General features: G+C 59.2%; 21 protein-coding genes. 8 read left to right on the top strand and 13 right to left on the bottom strand.

All coding sequences use genetic code 11. The features are described from left to right. The first annotated feature begins 155 nt into the window (after window positions 1-155). Entirely contained in the window at window positions 156-1583 is a 1428-nt protein-coding gene (gene mltF / locus Q6D67_RS10385; protein WP_304705540.1) for a membrane-bound lytic murein transglycosylase MltF, read from the top strand. On the opposite strand, the gene tadA is transcribed toward mltF, so the two are convergent. The 3 genes from tadA to Q6D67_RS10370 all read right to left on the bottom strand — a co-directional run bounded on the left by tadA (window position 1578) and on the right by Q6D67_RS10370 (window position 3441). Beyond that, window positions 1578-2036, bottom strand: coding sequence for a tRNA adenosine(34) deaminase TadA (gene tadA / locus Q6D67_RS10380; RefSeq protein WP_304705539.1), 459 nt, complete (start codon window positions 2034-2036; stop codon window positions 1578-1580). The genes mltF and tadA overlap by 6 nt on opposite strands. Before the next feature lie 134 nt (window positions 2037-2170). After that, complete coding sequence (locus Q6D67_RS10375; RefSeq protein ID WP_304705538.1) at window positions 2171-3079, bottom strand: OmpA family protein; 909 nt, start codon at window positions 3077-3079, stop codon at window positions 2171-2173. Beyond that, a complete protein-coding gene (locus Q6D67_RS10370) occupies window positions 3079-3441 on the bottom strand; it encodes a DUF4398 domain-containing protein (RefSeq protein ID WP_304705537.1) in 363 nt (120 codons plus the stop codon). The genes Q6D67_RS10375 and Q6D67_RS10370 overlap by 1 nt, the downstream gene beginning before the upstream one ends. A 424-nt stretch (window positions 3442-3865) precedes the next feature. Here Q6D67_RS10370 and Q6D67_RS10365 point away from each other — a divergent pair, with 424 nt between their 5' ends. Both Q6D67_RS10365 and Q6D67_RS10360 read left to right on the top strand, forming a co-directional pair. Further along, the gene (locus tag Q6D67_RS10365; protein WP_304705536.1) at window positions 3866-4585 is read left to right on the top strand and encodes a Crp/Fnr family transcriptional regulator; all 720 of its coding nucleotides are present in this window, start codon (window positions 3866-3868) and stop codon (window positions 4583-4585) included. A gap of 134 nt (window positions 4586-4719) precedes the next feature. Then, complete coding sequence (locus Q6D67_RS10360; protein WP_304705535.1) at window positions 4720-5184, top strand: hypothetical protein; 465 nt, start codon at window positions 4720-4722, stop codon at window positions 5182-5184. 6 nt (window positions 5185-5190) lie between these two features. On the opposite strand, the gene Q6D67_RS10355 is transcribed toward Q6D67_RS10360, so the two are convergent. Genes Q6D67_RS10355 through Q6D67_RS10340 form a run of 4 tightly spaced genes read right to left on the bottom strand, consistent with a single transcriptional unit; the run spans window position 5191 to window position 6488 of the window. Then, complete coding sequence (locus Q6D67_RS10355; RefSeq protein ID WP_304705534.1) at window positions 5191-5556, bottom strand: YqjK-like family protein; 366 nt, start codon at window positions 5554-5556, stop codon at window positions 5191-5193. Further along, a complete protein-coding gene (locus tag Q6D67_RS10350; RefSeq protein ID WP_304705533.1) occupies window positions 5553-5909 on the bottom strand; it encodes a phage holin family protein in 357 nt (118 codons plus the stop codon). The genes Q6D67_RS10355 and Q6D67_RS10350 overlap by 4 nt, the downstream gene beginning before the upstream one ends. Window positions 5910-5949: 40 nt before the next feature. Then, window positions 5950-6312, bottom strand: a complete 363-nt coding sequence (locus tag Q6D67_RS10345) for a YqjD family protein (RefSeq protein WP_304705532.1) — start codon at window positions 6310-6312, stop codon at window positions 5950-5952. Window positions 6313-6329: 17 nt separating this feature from the next. Further along, a complete protein-coding gene (locus Q6D67_RS10340; protein WP_304705531.1) occupies window positions 6330-6488 on the bottom strand; it encodes a DUF3309 family protein in 159 nt (52 codons plus the stop codon). 375 nt (window positions 6489-6863) lie between these two features. Here Q6D67_RS10340 and Q6D67_RS10335 point away from each other — a divergent pair, with 375 nt between their 5' ends. The 3 genes from Q6D67_RS10335 to Q6D67_RS10325 all read left to right on the top strand — a co-directional run bounded on the left by Q6D67_RS10335 (window position 6864) and on the right by Q6D67_RS10325 (window position 11803). After that, entirely contained in the window at window positions 6864-8492 is a 1629-nt protein-coding gene (locus tag Q6D67_RS10335; protein WP_304705530.1) for an NAD(P)/FAD-dependent oxidoreductase, read from the top strand. Window positions 8493-8571: 79 nt separating this feature from the next. Further along, window positions 8572-9174, top strand: coding sequence for a PAS domain S-box protein (locus tag Q6D67_RS10330; RefSeq protein WP_304705529.1), 603 nt, complete (start codon window positions 8572-8574; stop codon window positions 9172-9174). 22 nt (window positions 9175-9196) lie between these two features. Next, window positions 9197-11803 carry a chemotaxis protein CheB gene (locus tag Q6D67_RS10325; protein WP_304705528.1) on the top strand — a complete coding sequence of 869 codons (2607 nt, stop codon included), beginning with the start codon at window positions 9197-9199 and terminating at the stop codon, window positions 11801-11803. 19 nt (window positions 11804-11822) lie between these two features. Here Q6D67_RS10325 and Q6D67_RS10320 read toward each other — a convergent pair whose 3' ends face one another. After that, window positions 11823-13244, bottom strand: coding sequence for a TIGR03013 family XrtA/PEP-CTERM system glycosyltransferase (locus tag Q6D67_RS10320; protein ID WP_304705527.1), 1422 nt, complete (start codon window positions 13242-13244; stop codon window positions 11823-11825). Between the two features lie 267 nt (window positions 13245-13511). Here Q6D67_RS10320 and Q6D67_RS10315 point away from each other — a divergent pair, with 267 nt between their 5' ends. After that, on the top strand, window positions 13512-14246 hold the full coding sequence (locus Q6D67_RS10315; protein ID WP_304705526.1) for a Crp/Fnr family transcriptional regulator: 735 nt from the start codon (window positions 13512-13514) through the stop codon (window positions 14244-14246). Window positions 14247-14529: 283 nt separating this feature from the next. Then, a complete protein-coding gene (locus Q6D67_RS10310; RefSeq protein WP_304705525.1) occupies window positions 14530-15525 on the top strand; it encodes a diguanylate cyclase domain-containing protein in 996 nt (331 codons plus the stop codon). On the opposite strand, the gene Q6D67_RS10305 is transcribed toward Q6D67_RS10310, so the two are convergent. The 5 genes from Q6D67_RS10305 to Q6D67_RS10285 are packed head-to-tail and all read right to left on the bottom strand — an operon-like array spanning window position 15526 to window position 19618. Next, complete coding sequence (locus Q6D67_RS10305; RefSeq protein ID WP_304705524.1) at window positions 15526-17154, bottom strand: FMN-binding glutamate synthase family protein; 1629 nt, start codon at window positions 17152-17154, stop codon at window positions 15526-15528. A gap of 17 nt (window positions 17155-17171) precedes the next feature. After that, window positions 17172-17783 carry a methyltransferase gene (locus Q6D67_RS10300; protein WP_304705523.1) on the bottom strand — a complete coding sequence of 204 codons (612 nt, stop codon included), beginning with the start codon at window positions 17781-17783 and terminating at the stop codon, window positions 17172-17174. A gap of 29 nt (window positions 17784-17812) precedes the next feature. Next, on the bottom strand, window positions 17813-19009 hold the full coding sequence (locus Q6D67_RS10295) for a 3'-5' exonuclease (RefSeq protein WP_304705522.1): 1197 nt from the start codon (window positions 19007-19009) through the stop codon (window positions 17813-17815). Further along, window positions 18984-19361, bottom strand: coding sequence for a hypothetical protein (locus tag Q6D67_RS10290; RefSeq protein ID WP_304705521.1), 378 nt, complete (start codon window positions 19359-19361; stop codon window positions 18984-18986). The genes Q6D67_RS10295 and Q6D67_RS10290 overlap by 26 nt, the downstream gene beginning before the upstream one ends. A gap of 20 nt (window positions 19362-19381) precedes the next feature. Then, a complete protein-coding gene (locus Q6D67_RS10285; protein WP_304705520.1) occupies window positions 19382-19618 on the bottom strand; it encodes a hypothetical protein in 237 nt (78 codons plus the stop codon). Window positions 19619-19662: the final 44 nt, after the last annotated feature.

The following is a 19662-nucleotide window of genomic DNA, read 5'->3' as shown; positions in this document are numbered from 1 at the left end:
TGTTATTTGCAAGTAGAATAGCCTAACCGCAGTTCGTCGGGGGCAAATACCCTGAATGAGTGATAGAGGAGTACAACCGACGCTGTCGCTCCCTATTGTCCACTTGTTGTAGAGCTTACCGGGCTGTGCGCTCCGGACTGCGCTAGAATGAATTCATGATTACCATTCGATGCCTGGTCAGCATGCTGGTGCTGGCAACCCTGAGCGCCTGTTCCCCGTCCGATCGGCTGCAACAGGTGCTGGCCGATGGCGAAATCGCCGTGGTCAGTCGCAACAGTCCCACCACCTACTACCTCGACAAGGAAGGCGCTGCGGGCTTTGAGCACGACCTGGCTCAGTTGCTGGCGGAGGACCTGGGCGTCGACCTGCGCATGCAGACCGCGTACTCCCTGGACGGCATTTTCCGCCGGCTGCAGCGGGAGGAAGTCGACCTGGCGGCAGCGGGCCTCAGCCTCACCGACGACCGCAGCCAGCGCTTCAGCCATTCCATCGGCTATGCCAGCATGATACCCCGGGTTATCTACCGGACCGGGAACCGCCGCCCGGACGGTCTCGATGACCTCGGCGACCTGAGGCTGGTGGTACTGGCCGGGAGCAGCCACGAACAGGCGCTTGAAGTCATGGCGGAAGAGGACTGGCCGGAACTGCGCTGGGAGGTCGTCGAAGGCGCCGACACCATGGAGCTACTCGAGCTGGTAGACAACGGCAGCGCGGAGCTGGCGGTAATCGACTCCAATGAATTTCGCATGCAACAGAGCCTGTACCCGATGCTGGAGGTCGCCTTCGACCTGGGCCCGGAGCAGGAGATGGTCTGGTACCTGCCGCCGGGCCCCGAGTACCGCAGCCTGCAACAGCGCGTCAACCAGTTCTTCGCCCGGCTGCAGGGCGACGGCAGCCTGGAGCAGCTGCGGGAACAGCACTTCGGCCATACCACGGTGCTGTCCCGCATCGGCTCGCATACCTTCGCCCGCAATATTCGCGGCAAATTGCCTGCTTACCGCGAACTGATCCGTCAGGTCGCCGACGAATACCAACTCGACTGGCACCTGCTGGCAGCAATCTCCTACCAGGAGTCCCACTGGGAACCGGAGGCAACGTCACCGACCGGAGTCCGCGGCATGATGATGCTGACCAACCCGACGGCGCAAGAGATGGGGGTCGAGGATCGTCTCGACCCGGTGCAGAGCCTGCGCGGCGGTGCCCGCTACTTCAAGGACATGCGGCGGCGACTGCCACGAGATATCTACGAACCCGACCGCACCTGGATGGCGCTCGCTGCCTACAATATCGGCCTGGCGCACCTGGAAGATGCCCGGGTGCTGACTGAACGGATGGGTGGCGACCCGCACCTGTGGAGCGATGTGATGACACACCTGCCGCTGCTGCAGAAACGCGAGCACTATCGAACCACCCGCTATGGCTATGCCCGCGGCGGCGAGGCCATGCACTTTGTGCAGAATATCCGCCACTACTACAGCATCCTGCAGTGGCAGGACATGCCCGCCATCCAGCCGGAACGGCCCCTGCATCCGGACGACTTCCTGCCGCTGCCCCTGCGGGAGAAGCGCTTCCTCGCGCTATAAGCGGCGGGCCCGGAAAAACCTCTGCAGCCGGGCGCTGGATTCATCTGCCAACACCCCCTCCAGCCACTGCACCCGGTGGTTGTACCAGGGCGACTCCAGCAGGGCGCACTGGCTGCACACCACCCCCGCCCTGGGCTCACGGGCCGCAAACACCAGCAGTTCAATGCGGGCGTGTACCAGCGCACCGGCACACATGCTGCAGGGCTCCAGGGTGACATACAGGGTCGCGCCGGGCAGGCGATAGTTGCCCTCCCGGCGGGCGGCATCCCGCAGTGCAGCAATCTCCGCATGGGCGGTGGGGTCCTGGCTGCCGATAACGGAGTTCCAACCCTCACCCAAGAGCTCGCCAGCGCGCACCACCACTGCGCCCACCGGCACTTCGCCCTCGGCGGCCGCACGGTCTGCCAGGGTCAACGCGCGCTGCATCCAGTCGCTGTGGGAGAGTATGTTCAAGGATCGGGCCTCAGGTCCAATGCAGCCGTGACGGTACCCGACCCTTCGCTGCCAGACAATAAAAAGCCTGGCCAATGGACCGTCTTTCCGGTCCGCTGGCCAGGCCTCAAAAAGTGCCTCGGTAATGCTTGCTGCTATTTCTCGATAATCACCTCAACCCGGCGATTCTGCTGGCGGCCGGTGTTTGTGTCATTGCTCGCGATGGGCGAACCTTCACCCTTGCCCACCGCGCGCATGCGACTGGCGGCGACACCCTGGTTGACGAGAAAGGTCTGCACAGCATCCGCGCGGCGCTGGGACAGGCCCATATTGAACTCGTCGGTGCCGACGCTATCGGTGTGCCCTTCAATGGCAATACTGCGATCCGGATACTCACCAAGGAAGGCGGCGAGCTTGCGCAAGCCTTCTGGCGCACTGCCGGTGAGCTCGGCCCGACCCGTGGCGAACAGTACATCGCCCAGCGTGATAACAATGCCGCGCGCAGTTTCCTTCGCGTTGAGTTCCTCAAGCTGACGATTGAGTTCCGCCTGCTTCAGGCGCGCGGCTTCGGCGTCCTCGCGGGCAACGCCGGCTTCCAGATTGGCGAGAGCGGCTTCATCCCGGGCACGGCGGGCTTCCGCCCGGGCTTGTTCGGCGTCACTGCGGGCGACACCGGCGTCCATGCGTGCCCTGTCCGCTTCCCGGGTGCGAGCGTCCAGGCGCGCCTGTTCACTTGCCTTGCTCAGCTCCACACGCTGGTCCTCGTAGAGACGGGCGTGGGCCTGGGCGGCAGCAATATCGACCTTCCTGTCCGCCATGAACACCCGGTGCTCGGCGAGGTCTTCGTCTTCCTCAGGCACTTCCGCGGCACGCACTGCCTGTTCGGCCTCCTTGATCGACACCGGCGCGCGACTGGCCAGTTCCTGGTTGGCCTGGAGCCGGGTCAGTTTGCTGCGCACTTCAGCGGAGCCTTCCGGTGCAGATACTGAGGTACAGCCTGCCAGCACCAGGGAAGCCAGGGCCACGGCCAGCGGCAGTTTCAGATGTTGCTTGAGAATGTTCATTAGCGAATTCCTGTGTCGCGGCGCATTTCAAGGATCAGAGTCCTGGTGCTTTCCTGCATATCGTCATTGATCTTTTTGGCCTTGATTTCGCTGGCCTTGGCGGTGGCCAGCTGGGCTTCTACCAGCGCCTCGTCCGCCAACCGTTCCGCCACAATCATCTCCTCCTGGTGCACCGCGCGGCGGGCAGCGGCGAGCTTCTCGCGAGCCTGACTCAATTCCAGGGAGGCATAATCCGCGACCCGCGCCTGCTCAGCTGTGGCAATCGCCTGCTCAGCGGCCTGCAGGGACCGGTTGGGAGCCTGCGGTGCGGAAGCGCAGGCTGCGAGAACGAGCACCCCTGCGAGGACGGCTGCAAACCGCAAGGAGACGAACCTGGGTACCTTAAAGTTGTACAATCCGAATGTTAGCTTCTTGCTCATGTTGTCCTGCCTCGTTGTCGCCACCACTACCGGGTGGCCGATGAATTTCTGACCTGGGCGACAATTCGAAGGACATAAACGCCACTGCCCGGCACCAATGTACCGAGCCCCTCTCGCAGTCGACCTCATCCAGCATGACCCCCGAGGTGCGCACGCGTCTGTGCGCTCGAGCACATTGGCCGGTCGTTGCGACGCCGCTGTCCGCTCGCAGGCCGCTGGGAGAATCGCGTGAATGAAGCAGGCATTTGTGTGTAAACGAACAGATACTCGCGCTCAGTCGAACGATACTTGGGTTGCGCCGGGTTATGCACACCCTCCACGACGCACCAGGCCATCCCGACTCGAGTTCAGGACGCACGAGGTGATAATGCAAACTTCAAGCCCGCTGCCAACAACGGCGCCCATTGCCAACCGGCTGATCGAGAAATTGCCACCACTGGAACACGCCCATTTCATGGCCCATTGCGAGCAGGTCGAGTTGCAGGTGGGCCATGTATTGTGTGAATCGGAAACGCCGTTCCAGCATGTGTACTTTCCAATGTCCGGGGTGATCAGCATGGTGAAAGTGCTGAACGGTCATCAGTCCATTGAAACCGAGCAGATAGGTAACGAAGGAATGCTCGGCGTGACCGTTCTGCTCGGGGTCGATGTGGCACCCGAGCGCAGCGTGGTACAGGCCTCAGGAACGGCGCTGCAAATGCCACCCCGGGAGCTACTGGAGATTCTGAAGCATAGCCCCGTCGCGGCGCGCTACCTCAAGCACTACCTGTATGTAATGATTCTGCAACTGACCCAAACCGCTACCTGTTTTCGCTTCCACGATGTTGCTGCGCGGCTGGCACGCGCGCTGCTGACAGTCCACGACCGGGCCCACAGCGACCACTTTCATCTGACCCACCAGGTTCTCGCCGACATGCTGGGCGTGCAGCGAGGCGGTGTCACTATCGCTGCGGGTCACCTGCAGCGGGCAAACATCATTCACTACACCCGAGGCCACATTTCGATCCTTGACCGCAAGGCCCTGGAAGCCGAGTCCTGCGACTGCTATGGCATGGTAATGGACGGATATGCACGCCTGCTACCTTGACCCGAGGGCATACCACCGGCCAGCGAAACACTCAGTGCGACACCATACAGACGCAGGATTGCCCGCGGTCCACCATCGGTGATTCCGGGTGCAAGCCTCGGCAAGTTATTCCCATTCGCTCAGGAGTACGTGCAATGAATCAGCAGCTATTATCCCTGCTCGCTGCGGCAAGCCTCGGCCTCGCCATTACAGGGTGTGATCAAGACGCGTCGAGTACGGCCGGAGATGTGGCGGAGGCCCGTTCGGATGCGTTTGAGGAGGTCCGGGAAGCCAAGGAGGATGCGCGGGAAAACCATGAGGATTCGGAGAGGGATATGGCTTCGGCGAGGGACAGCTACAGTAGCAGCAGCAAGGACAGCCGTGAGGATCTCGCTGCAGCCGAGTCCGGGGCAATGAGCGAAAAAGTGCGGGCTGAATTCGAGATCGCGAAGGCCGAAGCTGAAGGCCGCTACGATATCGAAACCGAGAAGTGCGATGCCCTGGAGGATCTCGAAAAGAAGGCCTGCAAGAGCGAGGCGGATGCACAGTTTGCCGCCGAAAAAGCGCGGCTGACCGCTGACCGCGATGCGGCCCTGATGCGGGCCGACCAGCAAAGGTAAAGCAATTCAGGCCACGGGCTGCTGGCGCAGCAACCCGGGTTCTTTTGCCTCATCACCGCGTCGATGGGCTGCGCGCCCCCCATCGCCTCTCCCCAGGCCATTAAACCTGTCGATCAACCGCCAGGCGATCAGACCGCGGCTAAGCCATGTGGTAGTTCGCCCACCACGGCGCAACTTGAGCAGCAGCGAAACCGCTACAGTCGCCATTATTGGGTGGCGCTTGACATAGCGCAACACGTTCAGGCCCTGGTCAACCACCGCCAGAGGCGCAGCCCACGAGGCCACCTCCTGCCCCAGGGACTGACGCTGCCGGGCTATTTCGCCGATCAGCATCCGTCGCCGCGCTGCAATACTTTCACGCTTCGCACTCACAGCGGTGTCTCTGGCCGGCTACGGTCGCTTTGCAGTTCCGCCAAACTGGCCGCAAACAACTTCGGTTTGTTTTTGATGCTCCGATAGGCATACCAGCCGGCGACAACCCCCGTGCCGATGAAAACAACGGTCAACACCGCCAGCGCTGGCAGGCGATAGGCCTCGCCCAGTGCCAGCACGAGCAGAATCGATGCCAGCACCACTCCGACCCCCAGGCAAAACAGCATCACCTGGGTCAGGACCAGCCATGACAGCAAGGCGGCCCTCTCGCCTTCAAGCTCATTGGCAAGCAGCTCAAGGCGGGTGTGGGCTATAACCAGCAGAGTGTCTGTCAGCGCAAACACCGAAGCCATCAAGCCCCTTTTCTGCGGCGTTACATCTTCCGCCATGGGTTCAACGGTGACTCAGCATAAGGCCAACGATAACCCCTGCGCCGGCGGCGATACCTATGGACTGCCAGGGGCTTTCGTGGACATAGACATCAACCGCGTCCGCTGCCTCCTTCGACCTCATCACCATCGCAGACTGCATTTCCGCGATCGTTGCCTTGGCTGCCTTGACGGATTCTTCCGCCCGGGCCCGGATCTCAACCAGCTTTTCGTCGCCCTGGTTTGCGGTCGCCGCTATCAGCGCCTCGGCATCGGCCACTACCGCCTTGAAATCCTCGGCGAACTGCTTTCTGGCGGAACCCATGGATGGATCGTTGTTCCTCGCACTGTCACCGTAATTCATCATGTCTTCTCCGTAGTTCGTCATATCGTCTCCGTAATTCATCAGATTTTTCCCATCAACAGCAATACAACCAATACCAGTACGATCACCCCAATAGCGCCACTCGGACCGTAGCCCCATTGGCGGCTGTGGGGCCAACTGGGAATCACCCCTATCAACAGCAATATCAGTACGATCAGCAGAATTGTTCCTACACTCATGAGCTCTCTCCCGGATTTCAATGACGTGGTGGCTCTCAGCGACCACCGTGGCGTACTGCACCCAAGACATAATGAAAGTTAACGCGGTGGACGTCGGTACGCTGGCACACCTTGCAGGTGTCCGTAATTCAAACCCTGTGTTCGTTTACCAACAGAGATTCCTGCGGCGACAGCGCATGCTCGCAGGCAACCGGGATGCCCACTACGCCCTCGACAACAGTGGATGCGCGCCCTTCCAGCCGGGCCCCTCAAGCCCGAATATTTTGCTTGTTTGCGCCTAGCAAGTATAATATCGTGCCCATCCGGGTTGCTGTTGGCTGCCCGGATCAGCGATATTTGGCCGGCGCCATCATATATAAGACGAGGAATACCAGCATGACAACCCAGCACACTGATTACGATGCCATCGCGATTGGCGCCGGCTTTGCCGGCCTCGCCCTCATTCACTACCTCCGCGAGGCGGGATTGTCCATCCGCGTGTTCGACAAGGCAGCCGACATCGGTGGCACCTGGACCTGGAACCGCTACCCGGGAGCAATGACGGACAGCGAAAGTTACTACTACTGTCTGACCTTCTCCAGGGAGCTCCTGCAGGAGTGGTCCTGGACCCGGCGCTACCCCGACTGGAAAGAGACCCACAACTACTTTCATTTCGTCGCCGACAAGTGCGATATGTGGCCGCACATCCAGTTGAACACGGAAATTGTCAGCGCCGATTACCAGCAGGACAGCGCTCACTGGCTGATCACCACGGCCGCGGGCGACACCTTCACCTGCAAATATTTCATCAGTGGGATGGGCATGATCTCGGAGCCGGTGATTCCGAAGATCAAGGGCATGGATACGTTCAAGGGCCCCCTGTTCCATTCCTCGCGCTGGCCCCAGGAAGACCTCGACTACGCCGGCAAGCGCGTTGGCATTATCGGTGCGGGCGCCACCACCGTACAGATGCTGCCGGTGATGGCCAAGACTGCCAAGAGCGTGACGGTCTTCCACCGCACACCGAACTTCATCCTGCCTGCGATGCAGCAGCCGATGACGCCGGAGTGGGAAAAGGAGATCAAGGAGAACTACGACGAGATCGTCACCAAGTGCCGCAATCACATTTTTGGCATGGCCTTCGACACTGCCGAGGGTCGCAAGGCCGTCGAGACGTCACCAGAGGAAAGGCAGCGCATCTTCGAGGAGAAATGGACCGGCAGCTTCCGCTGGGTGTTCGAGACTTTTGAAGACCTGCTATCTGACCCCGAGGCGAACAAGATGGCCTCGCAGTTCATCATCGACAAGATGAAGGAGCGGATCGAGGACCCCGCCATCGCAGAGATCCTGGTCCCCAAGCTCGAGGATTACCCGCTGTTCGCCAAGCGCCCCCCTCTGGACCATGGCTATCTGGAAGCCTACAGCCGCGACAACGTCCACCTGATCGATATCAAGGACCGCGAGCCCATTGTCGAAATCACCGAGACCGGCGTGCGCACCACGGAAAACCACTACGAGTTCGACATCATTGTGCTCGCTACCGGTTTCAAGGCCTACACCGGGGCGCTGGAAGCCTTTCCCATTCGCGGAGTCAGCGGCCAGACCCTGCGGGAGAAGTGGCAGCAGCAATCGAAGTCGATCATGGGTGTTTGCGTCGCGGATTTCCCCAACATGTTCATTGTCACCGGGCCACAAGCGCCCTTCGCCAACCTGCCGACATCCATTGAGCAGAATGTGATCTGGATCACAAACTGCATCAAGAAAATGGAAAGCGAAGGTTACGATGTGGTTAGCCCGCGCCAAGAAGCGGAGGATGAGTGGACGGCACACACCGCGGAGATTCACAACCAGACGCTGATGGCCGAGGGTGACAAGGTGAACTCCTGGATGATGGGTGCCAACCTCGAAGATAAAGCGCCGCGCGTGCTGATTTACTTCGGCGGGGCCAACAACTACTACGACAGGATGGACGAGTCTGCCAACCAGGGCTATCCGGAGCTTGAATTCGAAAAACGCACGGGTTAGCAACGGATAATCCCATTCTATTAAAGGGCGCGATGGGCTACACTACCGCTCGGCTTCTGAAAGCAAGGTTGCAGAGTATATGTCGACATCCAGTGATGAACCCGCTGTCTTTGCGCAATTGCGCCGCAAGGCAGAAGCACAGTTGAAGGCCGGCACACCGCCCAGCACTCAAAACTGGGCTATGGGTGTTGACGCCCTGTGCATGCTGCACCGCTTGTCCAGTAATCCGGATACTGCGCAGGATGCGCTCAAGCTGCTGCACGAACTGCAGGTCCACCAGGTTGAACTGGACGTGCAGCATGAGGAAATTGCCGCCAACGAGCGTGTGCTGATGGAAGATCTCAGTCGCTATCGGGCTCTCTTTGACTACGCTCCCGCGGGCTACTTTCTCCTCGATCACGAGGGCACCATCGTGGAAGGTAATCTTGCCGCCGCGGAGCTCTTTGGGCTTCCACGGGAAGATCTCGGCGGACATCGAATCGATACTCTCCTGACTGCGGAATTCCGCCCACAACTCCAGGAATTCCTGCAGCAAGTAGTGCAGAGCGGGGTCAGAGCTTCCTGCACGGTGCAGGCGAAACCCGCCGCAAGTGGAGCCGCGACCTTGCAGTTCGTGGCGTCCATCTTGCCGGGAAGCGAATGTACTCTGGTGACCTGCAGCGAGGACACGGCTGTCGGGTAACCCCGATTAGTGGCTCCAGGCCATGGCTGCCCTGACCCCCAACGTCTCACCCCCAGCGCGCCCATCCCAGACGACCCGTATCGTAGGCCTTGGTGCATCTGCCGGTGGGCTGGCGCCGCTGGAGGCGTTTCTCGGCAATACCCCGACGCGAAGCGGGCTGGCTTATATCGTCGTGCAACACCTCGATCCAACACACCAAACCCTGCTATCCGAGCTCCTGCAGCGGGCTACCTCCATGCCGGTGCGCGAGGCGCGGCAGAATGCGCGCATCGAGCCCGACTGCGTCTATGTGATCGCGCCCAATACCGAACTCAGCGTCAGCAACGGCACTCTGCAACTGGATAAGCCTGCGCAACCCCGGGGCATGCAGCTGCCCATCAATGTCCTGTTCTCTTCCCTGGCGGCCGCGCTGGGTGAACGCGCCATCGCCGTGGTCCTTTCCGGGATGGGCTCCGATGGTACGCTGGGCCTGCAGGCAGTCCGGGCGGTAGGCGGTTTAACCGTGGTGCAGAGCCCGGACACCGCACAATTCGACTCGATGCCCAAAAGCGCTATCGCCGCGGAATGCGGTGACATCGTGGCACCGCCGGAGGAATTGCCGGCACGTATTCTGGCTTACATCGCCCAGGTTCAGGCCCCGCATTATCCCGCCGAGGAGCAGGAGCAGGAGCAGGAGCAGGAACAGGAACAGGAACAGGAACAGGAAGTTGAGAATGAACCGCTGCAAGCCGTATTCAGTCTGCTATTGCAGAAAACCCGACACGATTTTTCGGCGTACAAGCGCAGCACCCTGAACCGGCGCATGGAGCGCCGTATGGCCATCCATGCCATCGCCACGCCGGAACAATACGTTGCATATCTCAAGACCAATCCACAGGAGATAGAGCTGCTGTTCAAGGAGCTGCTGATCGGGGTGACCAGCTTTTTCCGCGACCAAGCGGTATGGGAGCACCTGGCTGCGGTCACCCTGCCGGAGATGCTGGCCGAGCGCAGCGAGCAACGAAGACTGCGGGCCTGGGTAGTCGGCTGCTCAACTGGTGAAGAGGCCTATTCGCTGGCGATCGCCTTCAAGGAGGTGACCCGCCAGCACGGAATTTTTCGGGATTACTCCCTGCAGATCTTTGCCACCGACCTGAGCCGGGACGCCATCGACACTGCCCGTCGGGGGCGGTACTCCTACGCGATCCAGGCCGAGGTGTCAGCGGAGCGACTGGCGCATTTTTTCACCGACCACACTGACCATTACCAGATCAACAGCGACATTCGCGACATGGTTCTGTTTGCCCAGCATGATGTGATAATGGACCCGCCCTTCACCAGGCTGGACCTGATTTGCTGCCGCAATCTGCTCATTTACTTCGATTCCAATCTGCAGCACCGTGTTATACCGATTTTTCACTACAGCCTGCGCCGGGGCGGGGTGCTGCTGCTGGGCACTGCCGAGACGGTAGGCCAGGACACCCGGCTGTTCACAACCACAGAATCGAAACTGCGCCTGTACCGACGCCAGGACGATGTCTCCAGAAGACGGTCCAATTTTCTGCTGAATTCTTTTCCACCACTGTTCAAAACAGTCAGGGAGCAACCCTTGCCGACCACTCCTCCCCCGAGCGATAACCTGCAGGCGACCACCGACCAGGTCCTGCTGCAGGTTTATGCGCCCGCCGCCGTCGTCATCAATCACGACGGTGATATTCTCTATATCAGTGGCCGCACCGGGAAGTACCTGGAGCCTCCAACGGGCAAAACCAACTGGAACCTTCACGCAATGCTGCGTGAAGGCCTGCGGACACCGATCAATGCCGCCCTGAGGAAGTTGGCCAAGGAGAGCGAAACGCAAACCCTGCACGGTCTACAGGTAGAGTTACCGGGCGGAGGCGTGCAGTATGTCGATGTGACCATACAGGCCCTGGCCCTGCCGAATAACCCGCGTGATGCAGTGATGATTGTATTTCATGATGTCGCCCAGACAGCTGAGGGAGACCGCCGGGAAAGGCGAAAAGAACCGCTGGCAAGCTCGCACGAATCCGAGCTGCAACAATGCCGCGATGAAATACTGAGTCTACGGGAAGAGGGGCGCGCGACCAGTGAAAAACTGCAGTCAGCAAACGAGGAACTGCAGTCAACCAACGAGGAACTCCAGTCAACCAACGAGGAGCTCACCACCTCCAAGGAAGAAATGCAGTCGATGAATGAGGAGCTGCAAACCATCAACGCCGAGATGCAGTCCAAGCTGGACGATCTCGCGCTGGCCCAGAGCGACATGCGGAACCTGCTCAACAGCATAGAAATCGCAATCCTGTTTCTGGATCAGGACCTGAACGTAAGACGCTACACTGACCGGGCGACAAAAATTATCAATGTTCGGGAGAGCGACCTGGGGCGACCGCTCAGCGACCTCACCAGCAACCTCCAGTACCCTGATCTGCACAGTGATGCGCTGGATACCCTGCGTACCCTGGCATTTTCCGAGAAGCAGATTCTCGCCACGGATGGTCGCTGGTTTACGGTGCGGATCATGCCTTACCGCAGGCTCGATAACGTAATTGACGGGGTAGTCATAACCCTGCTGGATATCACCGCGACCAAAAAACTGGAGCAGGACCTGCGCCGGGATATCGACTCCTGATGCTGAGAAGCCCTGCTTCCTAGTGCGCTCCCTTGCCAAACAACACCACTTCAACAGTCTGCAGCAAGACCATAAAATCCAGATACAGGCTCTGGTTCTTCACATAGTACAAATCATATTCCAGCTTGTGCCTGGCATCGGCCACTGACGCGCCATAGGGATAGTTCAGCTGCGCCCAGCCGGTGATGCCCGGTTTTACACTGTGACGATTGTCGAAGTAAGGAATTTCCCTGCACAGCTCGCAGACAAATTCGGGGCGTTCTGGGCGCGGACCGACCAGGGCCATATTTCCTGCCAGCACATTGAAGATCTGCGGCAACTCATCAATACGCAGTTTGCGGATCAGTTTCCCGACCCGCGTCACTCTGGCATCGTTTGCTGCCGCCCAGCGCGCCTTGCCGTCGCTTTCTGCGTCAACCGTCATGCTGCGAAACTTCATTACGCTGAACACGACGCCGTTCAGTCCCACACGCTGCTGTCGAAAAATCACCGGAGCGCGGATCCCGTCTTCTATCTTGATCGCCAGGACAGTGAGCAACATCACAGGCCAGGTGAGAAGTAACAGGAACAGCGCTCCACAGAGATCAAACAGCCTTTTTGCTGCTCTGCCTGCGAGCTGGCGTTTGAAGCCCCGGGCGAAGATGAACCACTCGGGAGGTGCATCTTCCACCAGCACCTTACCGGCTTCCTGCTCAAAAAAGTCGAGAATACCAAGCACCGACACCCCACCCATCCGGCAGCGGAGTAGCTCCTCAGCGGGAATACTGTCGTGTTGATTGTCTAACGCCACCACGACCTGATGAATATTCTGTTGCCGCACATAATCGAACAGGCACTGCTTCATGGTAAGGATGTTGACCGATTCAACTGCGGTGGTTTCTCCCGGCACACGTAAATAGCCACAGATGCGAAACCCATGGCGGTCGCTGGTACGACGCATCTTGCGCGCTATGTTGTTGGCCATCCGCCCGGTGCCAATGACCAGCACCCGGCGGTTGAACTGTTCCTGCTTCACGGTGTTGCTGAACAGTTCGCGGGTCAGCAAGCTTGATACAAAAGCCAGCGCAGCGGCGTAGAGCAACACAGCAGGAGCGAGTTGCAGAGCTGGCACCAGATAAATGATCGCCATCATCCCACTGACCATCAGCATGAAAGCGCCAACTGTGCGCAGAAATATGCCGTTGGCACCTTCCCGCAGGCGCGGTTGGTAGAGCCCCATGGAGAGCATCGCAAGTACAGTCACGCCTGTGAAAACCAGTGCCTGATACGGAAGTATCGAGAGGTGTTCGGACAACGATACCTGCCGCGGCATATAATATAGCCACGTCGCCAGATAGCAGGCGGCGAAAAAAAGTACGGCATCAACTACAACTAACCAGGAATATGTGACATGAACTCGATGATTTAAATGCCGTAATCCAACCAGGTTTCCAGCGATCATTGCGAAAAGCTCCATGCACCATGAGCAACGGAGGCGAGATACTAAGACTCTGCAAATTTGATGTATGTACGGTGAGGCACATTATCGCGAAGACTGCTTGCTGCAGTGACCTGCAGTCCGCAACGTATGTGCGAAATCGCACATAGCGAGCGATCGCATTGGTATAACATGACATATACTCACCTTCAGGTTTACACTGGGGACTCGTTAAACTAGGGCGAGCTTGAGTTCCATGACTGCAACTTTGCCCAGCTGGGAGAGCTTTGTATGATTCCGGCCACCAATGCGAACCAGAATCCCAAGCAAAATCACCTTCTGGACTGTTTGTCCGCAGAGGTGCAGGAGCGCATCTTCCCCTTCCTGGAACTGGTGCCGCTGACCCTTGGCCAGGCGCTGTATGAATCCGGGGATACCCTGCGGTACGTTTATTTCCCCGTCGACAGCATCGTCTCTCTGCTCTACGTCATGGAAAGCGGCCAGTCGGCGGAAATCTCGGTGGTTGGCAACGAGGGGATTGTGGGTGTTTCCCTGTTCATGGGGGGCGAAAGCACCCCCAGTCGTGGGGTTGTGCAGAGCGCCGGCTACGCCTACCGCCTGATGGGACAGCGGCTCAAGGACGAGTTCAACCGCCACGGTGAACTGCTTTTTGTCATGCTGCGCTATACCCAGTCCCTGATTACCCAGATGGCCCAGACCGCGGTATGTAATCGTCACCACACCATCGACCAGCAACTGTGCCGCTGGTTGTTGCTGTCCCTGGACCGCCTGAGCGGCCCCGAACTCGTCATGACGCAGGAACTGATTGCGAACATGCTCGGCGTACGCCGGGAGGGGGTTACGGAGGCAGCGGGCAAACTGCAAAAGCTCGGGATCATCGAGTACAAGCGTGGGCGGATAAAGGTTCTGGACCGGGTTCAGCTTACGGAGCTCGCCTGTGAATGTTATGAGGTGGTAAAAAGGGAGTCAGACCGATTGTTGGCCTACAAGCCCAAGACCCGTTGACTCCGCAGGCCCTGCGTGGGCTTCCGCACAGACTGGATAGTGTTGCGTCTTTAGCATCACCAGAATGCACAGAGCTGCGAACACATCCAGACCCCTGACAACTTGGCCCGTTGTCTGCGCTCGCCCGTCCAGAACGCAGCCGGCATGCCCTTGGTGCGGGGGACCCGTGGTTCGAATTCGATGTCAGTCACTGGACAGGCTCCTGAGCCTGGTCCTGCCAGTCAGGCACTACCAGTGCAGCCACAAGAAAGACATCAACTGCACTTGGGAGGGAGTCCTGGGCATGGGTCCAGGCCCGGAGCAGCCGCACGCGACGCGTGATCGCGAGCCTGCCACAGACGCTTTAGGTGATGTCTCCTTCGAAGACATGGCGCAAATCACCCTCGACGCCATCGGCGACGCGGTACTTGTCGTCGATCCCAAAGGCACAATCATCTATCTCAACAAGGTGGCAGAGACGCTGACCGGCTGGTCGAGCCAACTGGCGGTGGGACGTCCGGTCGAGGAAGTCTTTTGCATTGTCGATGGCACCAGCCGAGAACCCAGGATCAGCCCCTCCCAGCGGGCGATCAGTCAGAACCAAATCGTGGAACTGGCCCTGGGCAGCGTACTGATCCGGCGCGACGGCACTGACCTGGAGATCGAGGATTCAGCGGCGCCAATCCGCAATCGCAAGGGAAAGCTGGCCGGTGCAGTCATCGTATTCCACGACGCGCGCCAATCCATCTCGGTGATGAAAAAGATGAGCCATCTCGCCCAACACGATTCCCTTACCTGCCTGCCCAATCGCGTACTGCTCATGGAGCGACTCACCCAGGCCATGGGCATGGCAAATCGGCACGGCAAGCAACTTGCGCTGCTGTTTCTGGATCTCGATTATTTCAAGCAAATCAATGATGCCTATGGCCACGCGATCGGCGATCAGTTGTTGCGGGAGGTGGCGGAGGACATCCTGTCCTGCGTGCGCACGACGGATACGGTCAGCCGCCACGGTGGTGACGAGTTCGTTATCCTGTTGACGGAAATTGAAGAGATGCGGGATTCGGCCCATGTCGCCGAAAAGCTGTTGGCCAAGTTTGCCCTGCCCCGCATTATCGATGGCCATGAGGTCCAGGTCAGCCTGAGTATCGGCATCAGTGTGTACCCGGACAACGGGCTTGATGCTGACACGTTAATGCAGAACGCAGATAACGCCATGTACAGCGCCAAGGAAAAAGGTCGCAACGGCTATCAGTACTTTGACGACAAGCGGGAAATGGCAAGCGCTGCGTCAGGCTAGCTAGCTCCGAACCCGCGCTGGCGCCGCAAAGCTGTCGGCGCGCGCATGTTCCCAGAACAGGTCGAATACCATATGCCCATAACCATCGCCGCCGGCGGGTTGCAACAACTGGCCGGGCTGCAGCGATGGGTAAAGCTGCCCCAGGGAACGCACCTGGGTTTGCGAGACGCGGCGGATCACGTGCTCCGGGCCCAGCAGCGCCGGATGCTCGACCCCCGCCGCCATCAGCAGGTCGCGCAGTGCCTTGAGTGTGTTTTGCTGAAAATTGCAGACCCGGGTAGCCTTGTCTTCCGGTACCAGCCCACGCTGGCGACCCTGATCCTGGGTCGCCACGCCGGTGGGACAGCGCCCGTTGTGGCAATTTCGCGACTGAATACAGCCGAGCGCAAACATGAACCCGCGCGCGGCATTGCACCAATCGGCCCCAATCGACAGAGTATGAGCGAGATCGAAGGCGCTGATAATCTTGCCGGCTGCCGCGACCCGGACACGATCACGCAGTTCAAGGCCCACCAGGGTGTTGTGGACCAGCATCAGGCCTTCGCGCATGGGCACGCCAACGTGGTCGGCAAACTCAAGGGGCGCCGCACCGGTTCCCCCTTCGCCACCATCGACGACGATAAAATCCGGCACTATACCGGTTTCCTGCATGGCCCGGGCAATGGCAAACCACTCCCAGGGATGGCCTACAGCCAGCTTGAACCCCGTGGGCTTGCCGCCGGACAGCTCGCGCAGCCGCGCCACAAACTGCAATAGCTCAATGGGAGTGGAAAACGCTGAGTGGACCGCCGGTGAATGGCAGTCCTCGCCCTCTGGAATACCCCGGGTACTGGCAATTTCCCCGGTCACCTTGGCCCCAGGCAGCAACCCCCCCTGCCCCGGCTTCGCTCCCTGGGACAGCTTCAGCTCAATCATCTTCACCTGGGGTTCGCGGGCATTTTCCGCGAAGCGCTCCTCACTGAAGCGCCCTTTTGCATCGCGACAGCCGAAATAGCCGGTACCGACCTCCCACACCAGATCACCACCGTGTTCGCGGTGATAGGGTGAAATGCCGCCCTCACCCGTATCGTGGTAGAAACCGCCCTGACGAGCACCGGCATTCAGTGCACGGATAGCATTGGCGGACATGGCGCCAAAGCTCATCGCGGAAATATTGAACACGCTGGCGCTATAGGGCTGGGCCGTATCTTCGCCGACGATGACACGGAAGTTGTGGTCGGGAATATAAACCGGTTGCAGTGAGTGATTGATCCACTCGTAGTCGCTGCGATAAACGTTTTCCAGCGTCCCGAACGGGCGCTTGTCCAGATCGGATTTGGCACGCTGGTAGACAATGGCGCGCTGGCGCCGGGAGAAAGGCAGCTCGTCGCTGTCTGATTCAATGAAGTACTGCCGAATCTCCGGCCGGATCCCCTCGAACAAATAGCGAAAATGACCAACCACCGGGTAGTTGCGCAACACCGCGCGCCGGGTTTGCAGCAGGTCGTACAGCCCCACCCCGCAGAGAACCCCGCCAAGTACCGCCAGCAGGGACCAGGCGGGATGTTGGGTCGCAGCCAACAGACCAAGGCCCGCCGCGAGGGCGGCAACCAGAAAGCCGAGATGACGGGATGCGGGGAAAAATTTCATTGCAGCTCCTGTTGCACTCAGTCAACAATTGAAAAGTAAGCAGTTTGGGTTGGCGGGCCAAGCTCCGGGTCTTGGTCGCCTATGCCGCCCAATACCACCCGGTAGCCGTTGCGCCGGGCCACCCCGTGTGCCCACTGCCCAAACCTTGCTCTATCCCACTCGAATTTGTGATCGGCCTCGCGAAATTCGCCGGGATGCAAACCGAACAGCGGATTATATTCCCGGTTGGGCGTAGTCAGGTAAACCACCCGTGGCCGCATCTGCCCAAACACACTTTGCTCCACAGCCGACAGCAAGTTCGGCTTGACGTGCTCGATAGTTTCCACCATTACGGCGACATCGTAATCGCGAAGTGCCGGCTGCGGTTCAGTGTAGGAGCCATTGATTAGCCTCAGGTGAGGAAACGGCCCCTGCGGGTGATCCGCCAACAATTGCCGAGCCTTGGTCAGGGCGCGGGGACAGGTCTCCAGGCCCACGACACTGTCAAACTGTGTTTCCACTGCCAGACGGTGTAACAACAGCCCCGAACCACAGCCGAGGTCGAGAACGCGGCGTGCCCCGCTGGCGCGAACGCGGCGCAATACATGGTCGAGACGAATTTCATGCAATACCGAGATCCCCTCCATCATGGATGGGGCCGACATTGCGTTATCGTGCATTAGCATGGCTCAGTACCGCCCGGTAATTGCGGTTGAATAAAAGGACTGGGGTCGCCGGTGAAGAATAAGACGAGTCTATGCATGGCGCGGGTGCAGGCTACGTAGAGCAGGTGACGATCCATCTCGGTGTGAAAGTTGCTGGCGCTGACGTCGGCGATAATCACGCGGTCGAGTTCCAGGCCCTTGGCCATATGTGCAGAGCAAATGATCACACCGGAGGAGAATCCAGTGCTCTCGGCCGCGAGGAGACGCACACCCAACGTGGCATCAACAAGCGACTTGTGCAGCCGGTTGGCCTGCTTCTGGGTTTTGACGATTATAGCGAGGCTGTGGTGAGCGGACTCATCGAAGGCATCAATCTCCTCGCGCAACCGTATTACCATACCCCTGGTGCCAGCGCAGCGGAGAAGCCGAGGGTTCTCGCCATGACGCTCCATGGCCTCCAGCTCCGGATTGGGGGCGATGGCCAGCGCAAGCTGCATGATTTCCCAGGTTGAGCGAAAACTTTTGGTGAGTTCAGTGCGCAGATCATAGTTGTAGTGAAATCCAATCTGGCTTTCGGTAGCCTTGACGACCCTGGCGATACGCTCGATCAGGTCGACACCCGGATGCTTCTGCCAGGCTTCGGCGAAGAACCAGTCGGGAACAATCTTGCGACCCGTGTTCCACTGCACAGCCTGAAAAGACTTTTTCTCCAGATGATCCACATAGCGATCAATGGTATGCAGAAATCCTGGGGAGGCCTTGGCGGTGATACGCGCCCTGAGCGTTTCATCACCGCTTTCCAACAAGCTCGTAGTCTGCTCAAAGAAGCTCTGAAACCGGTACTGGTGATCCAGCAACTCAGTGGCCAGAGTCTCCATCCCAATCTCCGCCACCTGCTCTTCGCCGAGTTCCGGCAGCACGTTGCCGATATAGTCCGCGAATACCCGGTTGGGTGAGATGATCAGAATATCGTCGGAACTCAGGGTGTCCTTGAACCGGTACAGCAGGTAGGCAATACGGTGCAGCGCTATGGAGGTCTTCCCAGAACCGGCAACGCCCTGGATAATCAGGGTGTGGGCGTCGTCGTTGCGGATGATCGCATTCTGGTCTCGCTGGATGGTTGCGACAATATTATTCTTCATGCCATCGTCGCTACTGGCGCGGCTGAGCTCGTCCTGCAGCACATCATCGACCATAGACCAATGTGGCACGCCTGGCTTCGTCCAGGGAATGGTGGACTCCGACATAGACCGGCTCGCCTTTGGTCTCACCAGGCTTGATGAAATCGAAACGTCCAAAGTAGGGAGACTGCGTCAGCTTTACTAGTTTATCCCGCTGCTCCTTGAGGACTTCAGCGGAATCGAGGGTCTGCTCAATAGTCTGGCGCACCGCTATTTTCTCGATATGATCCATATCGCGCCGTGCATCCCACATGTATTCCTTGCGGGTCTGAATTTCCTGCGCGTATTCACGCAGGCGAATATCGATGCTTGCAAGGGCGTCGCGGATGCTCACCTTGCAGTCCTTTAACCGGCTTTTTTCCTCTATCTCAATAGTCGTCATCCGTGGTCCCTGAATACGCTTTAAGCAGCCTCTGCCACAAGCTCAAGGGCGATTTGCTCGAGCATGAAAGTCTCGCGCTGAATCGATTGACCCATGGATTTCTCCTGTCGTGACATTACCTGACAGTTGTGGTGCATCGCCTCCATGACCGAAATCCAGATCGGCCTCATGCCGTTGGCGATCTCATAGCTTTCCATCCGCACGGCCGACAGTTGGGGCGCAACATCACAGACAAAAAAGTGCGATGTCATGTGCATGAGGTCGTTCGGCCCTCCCGAGTGGCGAGCTCGGGGTGGACCAG

It is taken from the genome of Haliea sp. E1-2-M8 (assembly GCF_030649675.1).
Taxonomy (GTDB): Bacteria; Pseudomonadota; Gammaproteobacteria; order Pseudomonadales; family Halieaceae; genus Haliea.
This window is presented reverse-complemented; position numbering and strand designations above follow the sequence as displayed.